Source organism: Roseovarius sp. (assembly GCF_040223625.1).
Classification (GTDB): domain Bacteria; phylum Pseudomonadota; class Alphaproteobacteria; order Rhodobacterales; family Rhodobacteraceae; genus Roseovarius.
The window spans coordinates 72,055-78,828 of sequence record NZ_JAVKFX010000012.1; the positions used below are offsets into that span (position 1 = coordinate 72,055).

Consider the following 6,774-nt stretch of genomic DNA (forward strand, 5'->3'; position numbering starts at 1 on the left):
TCTTCTTGGACCCAATACTCCCGCCGGAGGCAAAAATCTTTTCCTGCGGGACGCCACCCCACCGCGCCCCGCCCCGCTTCTTCTGGCTCCAAATATCCCCGCCGGAGGCATCAAATCTCTTTTAGAGCGTCCCCCTCACTCCGCCTTCCGATAGCTGACCCTGGCCTCGTGCCCCATCAGGATCAGGTCCATCCACCCGCCCGCCAGGTTGTCGATCAGGTAGCAATAGCTGTCCCGGTGCTGCGCGCTGGTCTGGATCAGCACCGGCCCCGCCCCAGCGCTGTCCGGGCAGTCCGCCTTCACGTCGAGATACATCGTGTCCATGTACCCCGCCTTGTAATAGCTGTGCATCTCGGCGCCCTGGATATACAGCGTCTCGTTAGGATCGGCCGCCGACACCCAGTTGCCTTGCATGGCAGAGCGCAGCCCGGAATAGGCATCCGCCCCCAGGATCTCGATCTCGCTCACGGCAAGCTGCGCGGTGCTGTCGCCATGGCTGGTCAGATCGCCCGTCACCTGCATCGGCGTGTTGTTGGGCAGCGCCTCGAGCCGCGCCAGGAAGGCCCGCGGCGTCGGGTCGTCATAGCCCGCGAAATACTTCCACCCATTGGCGATGAACGTGCAGGCCTCGAACCCGTCGTAGAAGTCGCAGCCCTGGAAGATCAGCCGGTCGGTGAAGGGCTCGCCATGCACCCCCCGGCCCAGCCCGCTTCGCAGCACGGTGGCCTCCGCCGCGGGCTGCGCCCCGGCCGGGGCCGCCACGGCGCCCTGCGCCGATTTCCCCTTCGCCACGCTCTCCTTGACCGCGGCCGGCGCCTCCATCCGGTAGGAATAGCTCACCGCCGTCTCGCCCGTGTCGATCACCGCGAAATCGGCCGCCTCGTACCCCCTTGCCGCGCAGTCCGTGTCGCCGACGATGGTATAGGCCTCGCCTTGCGTGCAGAACATGTACCCATCGCCCCGGAAATCCTGCCCTGCCGCCGTCGCCCGGTAATAGTAGTAGCGGTTGGTCAATGCCCCGCCCACCGGCTCGGCACAGGCGCCCGGCGCGATGGTCCACCATCCCTCGGACACCCAGTCCTCCCCCTGCTTGTAGCCCACCGACACCGACTGGCTGACGCCGGTGTCGTTGCAGATCTCCAGCCCGGCCATCGCCGGCACCGGGCAGATCACCAGCGCCACCGCGCCGGCCAGATACCGTTGCATGAAAAATCCCCCCGAAACCTGTCGCCTTGCAGGCCCGCCAGGGGGCCCGGAATGCCTACAGTTTCGTCGCGGCACGCGCCGGCGTCAATGCCCGGCGCTTGAGCACCGCCTCGCGCCAGCTGATGAAGCTCACCGCCGCCACGATCACCAGCCCGCCGACGATCACCCAGGGGTCCAGCGGTTCGCCGAAGACGAAGGCGCCCAGGCTCACCGCCCAGACGAGCTGCAGGAAGGTCACCGGCTGGGTCACCGCCAGCGGCGCCGCCTGGAAGGCCCGCGTCATCACGTAATGCCCTGCCGTCGCCAGCCCCGCCACCACCAGCAGGATGCCCAGCTCGGTCCATGTCGGCGTGACCCAGTTCAGCGCCGCCAGCGGCGCCAGCAGGATCGTCACCGAGATCGACAGCATCGCCACCACCACCGCCGGGCTGCACCGGTGCGACAACAGTTTCACGATGATGTAGGACGCCCCGAAGATCATCGCCGCGAAGACCATGGCAAGGTGCCCCGGCCCGACCTCGCGGAACCCCGGGCGCAGGATGATCAGCGCCCCGACCAGCCCCGCCACCACCGCCAGGATGCGCCGCATCGCCAGCCGCTCGCCCAAAAACAGCGCGGCGCCGATGGTGACGTAGATGGGCGACATGTAATTCATCGCCGTCACGTCGGCGAGCGGGATGCGCGCCATGGCGTAGAACCACAGGATCACCGCCGACATATGCGCCAGCCCCCGCAGCCCGAACAGGCCCCAGGTGCCGCGGCTGAACCGGAACTCCCCGGCCCGCAGAAGCATCGGCACGGCAAAGACAAGGCCCAGCAGGAACCGCAGGAACGCCGCCTCGACCGCGGGGATGCGCGTGCCCAGCACCTTCACCATCGCGGTGACCCCGACCAGCATCAGCCCGGTCACGATCATCCAGCAGACGCCGGCGATCGGGTTGGACTGGCCGGGCTCGGCGGGCTGTACGGCGGGTGACTCGTCCTGCATGGCCGGCATTAACCGTCCCGGGCGGGGGAATGTCGAGCGGGTTTTGCCCCGCGCCGCCCCGGCAGGGCCACGGCTGTGCCGGAGGCTCCCCGGGCCACCACGCGCCCCCCGGAAAATTCCAATTTTCCGGCCCCGGTGTTTTGCAAAACTCCGGCACCATCCCACCGCCACAGGTCATTTTCTGCGCAGAAAATGACCCGGAAAATACGAATTTTCCGGGCGAAAATTCCGCGCGGAATTTTCCCGTGCCGCCCCTCGAAGTGAAGAAACCGCAAACCGCCCCGCCGTGCTACACTGCCCCGACAAGAAAACCGGACACGCCATGACCGAACCCGCAAGCCGCCTCCATGGAAGCGCCGCTCAACGCAAGCTTCAGGCGGCCTCCCTGGCGGCCGCCGACAGCGTCCGCGACACGCCGGGCGCCGTCTTCGCCGCCCGCGTGGCCGGCACCGACGATCCCGACCGGCTGGGCTGGGACCGGATCGCCGCCACCCTGCGCGACGAGCGCGCCATCACCTTCCGCATGATCCCCGTCGACGCCTGCCCGGACATCGAGCAGCGCCTCGCCGAGATCGGCTGCGAGATCACGTGGTGGGACGTGTTCGACGGCCCGCGCGACACCATCGGGGCCACCTGCGACGACCTTCTCGCCGCCGCCCGCGACGATCTCGTCCCGCTCCTCCCGCCCGCATCCGCGCAGGACGCCTTCTACGAACGGGTCCAGGGCTTCATGGCCGGGCGCGGCGTCGCCCCCTGCCCGGCACAGGTGCTCTCGGGCGAGGCCGGCCCGGCCGCGCTCGCCGTGCTGGCCGATCCCGCCGACGGATCGATCGCCGCCACCGCTTTCAGCTATTTTCCCTACAACCGCCACAGCCCGCACCGCGCCACCGCTTGGGCCGGGGTGGTCGCCGTGCGCGAGGTCATGCGCGGGGGGGGCGTCGGCATCCGGGTCAACGCGCCCGTCCTCAGGGCGGCGGTAAAGGATCTCGGTGCCGAGCGGGTGCAGGAATACGCCCGCACCACCAACCTCGCCTCCTGCCGAATGATCGAACGCTGCGGCCTCCGCCTGCGCAGAGATGTCCGCTCCAACATCGCCCAGCCCGACGGCGCGCGGCGCTTTACGCGCTGACCGGCGCCGGGGCCACCGGGCCTACCCCGGCAACGGTATGTATTCCGCGTCATCCCCCGGCGGCAGGCTGAACCGCCCATGCGCCCAGTCGCCCTTGGCCCAGGCCTCCTTGGCCGCCGCGATCTTCTCCTGGCTCGAGGCCACGAAGTTCCACCAGATATACCGCGGCCCGTTCAGCGTCTCGCCGCCCAGCGCCATCAGCCGCGCGCCCTGCGGCCCGGCGGTCAGCGTGATCGCGTCGCCGGGGCGGAACACCATCATCCGCCCCGCCTCGAAAGTCTCGCCCGCCACCTCGACCGCGCCCTGGGTGATATAGACGCCCCGATCCTCGTGATCCTCCGGCAGTGGCAGCTTCGCGCCCGGCTCCAGCATCACGTCGGCATAGAACATGTCCGAAAACGTCCCTACCGGAGCCGCCTCGCCCCAGCCGCGCCCCATGATCAGCCGCAGCCGCTTGCCCTCGCCCTCCAGCACCGGCAGCGCGTCCGCGCCGTGATGCTCGAAGCTGGCCGCCCGCGCCTCGTCCCGCTCGGGCAGCGCCACCCACGTCTGGATGCCGAAGAGCCGGCTCCGCCCGTCCCGCGTCGCCGCGCTCGTGCGCTCCGAATGGGTCACGCCATGCCCCGCCACCATCCAGTTCACCTCGCCCGGATAGATCATCTGGTGCGTGCCCAGGCTGTCGCGATGCTCGAACTCGCCCTCGTAGAGATACGTCACCGTCCCCAGCCCGATATGCGGATGCGGGCGCACGTCGATCCCCTGCCCGGTCAGGAACTCCGCCGGGCCCATCTGGTCGAAGAAGATGAACGGGCCCACCATCTGCCGCTTGGGCGCCGGCAGGGCGCGGCGCACCTCGAACCCGCCGATATCCCGCGCGCGCGGCACGATGAGCGTCTCGATGTCGTCCAGCCGCCCGGCCTCCGGGCACCCCGGCTCGAGGCCCGGTGCCCAGCTCACCCCGCCTGCCCCTTCGGCGCCGCGCGGTTGAGCACGTCACTCCATTCCGGATGCCGGCGGAACTGCGCGGCGGCGAACGGGCAGAGCGGCAGGATCTGCTTGCCCTGCTCCCGCGCCATCTCGACCGCCCGCTCGACCAGCGCCAGCCCCACGCCCTGGCCGCGATAGACATCCGGCACTTCGGTGTGGTCGATGATCATCAGCCGCTTGCCGGCGTCCGAATAGGTCATCACCGCCTCGGGCCCGATGCCGATGCGCGCCGTGAACCGCCCCTTGCCGTCGCCCGTGTGATGTTCGATGTCCATGGTCCCGCGCCCTCTCGCATTCGTCCGCCCCCCGTCATCAGGTAGCACAGCGCGGCGAAACCGCAATCGCCCTTGTCCCACACCGGCTGTGCATTGCCGATGAAACCGTGCCTCACATCACGCTCAGCTTCGCCGCAATCACCCACATGGTCAGCCCGACACCCAGGTCCAGCACCCGCCAGCTCCCCGGCCGCCGGAACACCGGCGCCAGAACCCGCGCGCCATAGCCCAGCCCGAAGAAAAAGACGAAACTCGCGCTCACCGCCCCCGCGCCGAAGCCCAGCTTGTCGCCGTACTGCGCACTCACCGATCCCAGCAAGACGACCGTATCCAAGTAAACATGCGGGTTCAGCCACGTAAGCGCCAGGCAGGTTAGAAGCGCCGCCCGCAGCCCGGCCTTGCCCTCGCCCGCCTCCATCCCCTCGCCCCCCTTCCACGCGGCCCATAACGTCCTTGCCCCGTACCACAACAGGAACGCCGCGCCCCCGTACCGCATCACCACCTCCAGCCCCGGCGCCGCCCTGGCCAGCGCCCCGAACCCGGCCACGCCGGCGGCGATCAACACCGCGTCCGACAGCGCGCAGGTCAGGCAGACCGCGAAGACATGCGCATTCCGCAAGCCCTGCCGCAAGACAAACGCATTCTGCGCTCCGATCGCCAGGATCAGCGAAAACCCCAGCGCGAACCCCGCGATATAAGCCTGCATGCCTTGTCCTCCGGCCCCGAACCACTTGACCGGCCTAGCCCCGCGGGCAACATTACGCAAACGAATGATCCTGATCCGCCATCAGAGCTTCTAATGCAGTTCGACCCCGCCCAGCTCGCCGCCCTCTCTGCCGTCCTCCGCCATGGCGGGTTCGAAGCGGCGGCGCAGGATCTCGGCCTCACCCAATCCGCCGTCTCCCAACGCATCAAGGCGCTCGAAACCCGCGCCGGGGCCCAGCTCGTGACCCGCGCCAAACCCTGCACCGGCACCGAGGCCGGCCGTCGCCTCGCCGCCCATGCCGACCAGGTCGCCCTGCTCGAGGCCCGGCTCGCGGGCGACCTCTCGGCCCTCGCGCCCCCGCCGCAAACCCGCATCCGGCTTGCCCTGCCCGCCGACAGCCTCGCCACCTGGTTCCTCGACGCGCTCGCCGACCTGCCCGACCACCTCTTCGACCTCTCCATCGACGACCAGGACCATTCCGCCGACTGGCTCCGCCGCGGCGAAGTCCTCGGCGCCGTCACCGCCCAGCCCGACCCGGCCCCCGGCTGCGACTCCACGCCCCTCGGCGCCCTACCCTACGTCGCCACCGCCAGCCCCGCCTTCCTCGCCCGCCACTTCCCCTCGGGCGTCACGGCAAGGGCGCTGGACCGCGCGCCGATGCTCCGCTTCAACCCCAAGGACCGGCTCCAGCATCTCTGGATCGAACGCGTCACCGGCGCCCGCCTTTCGCCGCCGACCCACGGCCTGCCCTCGTCGGAAGGCTTCGTGCAGGCCTGCCGGCTCGGCATCGGCTGGGGCATGAACCCGCTGCCCCTCGTGGCACACGACCTCGCCACGGGCCGCCTCGTGGCACTGGCCGACGCCACCCGCATCGACACGCCCCTCTACTGGCAAACCCCGCGCCTGATGGCCCCCGCGCTGACCGCCCTGACACGGGCGGTCAAACGTGCGGCCCGCAAGCACCTGGCAGCACCGAACTAGCCACCCCCGCCCCGGCCCCCGAGCCGGGGCCTCTCCCCCTCTCAACCCATCCCCGCCGGGCGAGCGCCGGCCCGTGGGTAGGCGCTGCAACGGCACTGGCCCGCACTTTATGGCGCCGAAAACATCCTGCCTCTGAAACGTCGCACTACACCTCGAAAGCGCCTGCCCGACGGGACGGCGTCGTCCATTGGGCTCGAACCAATGGCGCCTCAATGAACGACCGCTCGCCCGGCGCCGCGCCAAAGCGCGGCTCTGTTCCGGGCGTGTACCAAACCGCGGCGTCGTATTGTCTCCGTCCCGGCCCCCGAGCCGGGACCTCCACGCCGCAAGAGGCCCCGGGTCAGGCCCGGGGCGGAAGGCGAAACCCGTAGCAACTGTCTTTCTCATCCCGCCACTGGCTGGTGCTCCCTCTGATCCCGCAGCATGGCATTGAGGATAGTGAGCAGCTTGCGGGCGCAGGCGATGATGGCGAGTTTGACGGGCTTTCCCGCCTCCTGCAGCT

Annotated in this window: 7 protein-coding genes and 1 pseudogene; 2 read left to right on the forward strand and 6 right to left on the reverse strand. The window is 69.7% G+C overall.

Annotated features, from left to right (window positions below):
- Positions 1 to 135 precede the first annotated feature (135 nt).
- Together RLN94_RS03610 and RLN94_RS03615 are read right to left on the reverse strand one after the other, a co-directional pair.
- Positions 136 to 1,206 (reverse strand): DUF1036 domain-containing protein, encoded by a 1,071-nt coding sequence (locus RLN94_RS03610; RefSeq protein ID WP_350126262.1) that lies wholly within the window; start codon positions 1,204 to 1,206, stop codon positions 136 to 138.
- A gap of 55 nt (positions 1,207 to 1,261) precedes the next feature.
- Positions 1,262 to 2,194 carry a DMT family transporter gene (locus tag RLN94_RS03615; protein ID WP_350126265.1) on the reverse strand — a complete coding sequence of 311 codons (933 nt, stop codon included), beginning with the start codon at positions 2,192 to 2,194 and terminating at the stop codon, positions 1,262 to 1,264.
- Positions 2,195 to 2,516: 322 nt separating this feature from the next.
- Between RLN94_RS03615 and RLN94_RS03620 the strand changes: the two genes are divergently transcribed.
- A complete protein-coding gene (locus RLN94_RS03620) occupies positions 2,517 to 3,323 on the forward strand; it encodes a hypothetical protein (protein WP_350126268.1) in 807 nt (268 codons plus the stop codon).
- Positions 3,324 to 3,344: 21 nt separating this feature from the next.
- On the opposite strand, the gene RLN94_RS03625 is transcribed toward RLN94_RS03620, so the two are convergent.
- The 3 genes from RLN94_RS03625 to RLN94_RS03635 all read right to left on the reverse strand — a co-directional run bounded on the left by RLN94_RS03625 (position 3,345) and on the right by RLN94_RS03635 (position 5,291).
- Positions 3,345 to 4,280 carry a pirin family protein gene (locus RLN94_RS03625; protein WP_350126271.1) on the reverse strand — a complete coding sequence of 312 codons (936 nt, stop codon included), beginning with the start codon at positions 4,278 to 4,280 and terminating at the stop codon, positions 3,345 to 3,347.
- Positions 4,277 to 4,585: a GNAT family N-acetyltransferase gene (locus tag RLN94_RS03630; RefSeq protein ID WP_350126274.1), complete on the reverse strand. Its 309-nt coding sequence runs from the start codon at positions 4,583 to 4,585 to the stop codon at positions 4,277 to 4,279. Before RLN94_RS03630 ends, RLN94_RS03625 begins: the two co-directional genes overlap by 4 nt.
- Positions 4,586 to 4,697: 112 nt before the next feature.
- The gene (locus tag RLN94_RS03635) at positions 4,698 to 5,291 is read right to left on the reverse strand and encodes a LysE/ArgO family amino acid transporter (RefSeq protein ID WP_350126277.1); all 594 of its coding nucleotides are present in this window, start codon (positions 5,289 to 5,291) and stop codon (positions 4,698 to 4,700) included.
- Between the two features lie 93 nt (positions 5,292 to 5,384).
- Between RLN94_RS03635 and RLN94_RS03640 the strand changes: the two genes are divergently transcribed.
- On the forward strand, positions 5,385 to 6,272 hold the full coding sequence (locus RLN94_RS03640; protein WP_350126280.1) for a LysR family transcriptional regulator ArgP: 888 nt from the start codon (positions 5,385 to 5,387) through the stop codon (positions 6,270 to 6,272).
- Positions 6,273 to 6,655: 383 nt separating this feature from the next.
- Here RLN94_RS03640 and RLN94_RS03645 read toward each other — a convergent pair.
- A pseudogene (locus RLN94_RS03645) lies at positions 6,656 to 6,774 on the reverse strand (IS110-like element ISRfsp2 family transposase); the annotation flags it as partial.

Excerpts from the sequence above, each read along its gene's own strand:
- RLN94_RS03630 (WP_350126274.1), bottom strand. The coding sequence starts at position 4,585 with ATGGACATCGAACATCACACGGGCGACGGCAAGGGGCGGTTCACGGCG.
- RLN94_RS03620 (WP_350126268.1), top strand. The coding sequence starts at position 2,517 with ATGACCGAACCCGCAAGCCGCCTCCATGGAAGCGCCGCTCAACGCAAG.
- RLN94_RS03635 (WP_350126277.1), bottom strand. The coding sequence starts at position 5,291 with ATGCAGGCTTATATCGCGGGGTTCGCGCTGGGGTTTTCGCTGATCCTG.
- RLN94_RS03610 (WP_350126262.1), bottom strand. The coding sequence starts at position 1,206 with ATGCAACGGTATCTGGCCGGCGCGGTGGCGCTGGTGATCTGCCCGGTG.
- RLN94_RS03640 (WP_350126280.1), top strand. The coding sequence starts at position 5,385 with ATGCAGTTCGACCCCGCCCAGCTCGCCGCCCTCTCTGCCGTCCTCCGC.
- RLN94_RS03615 (WP_350126265.1), bottom strand. The coding sequence starts at position 2,194 with ATGCAGGACGAGTCACCCGCCGTACAGCCCGCCGAGCCCGGCCAGTCC.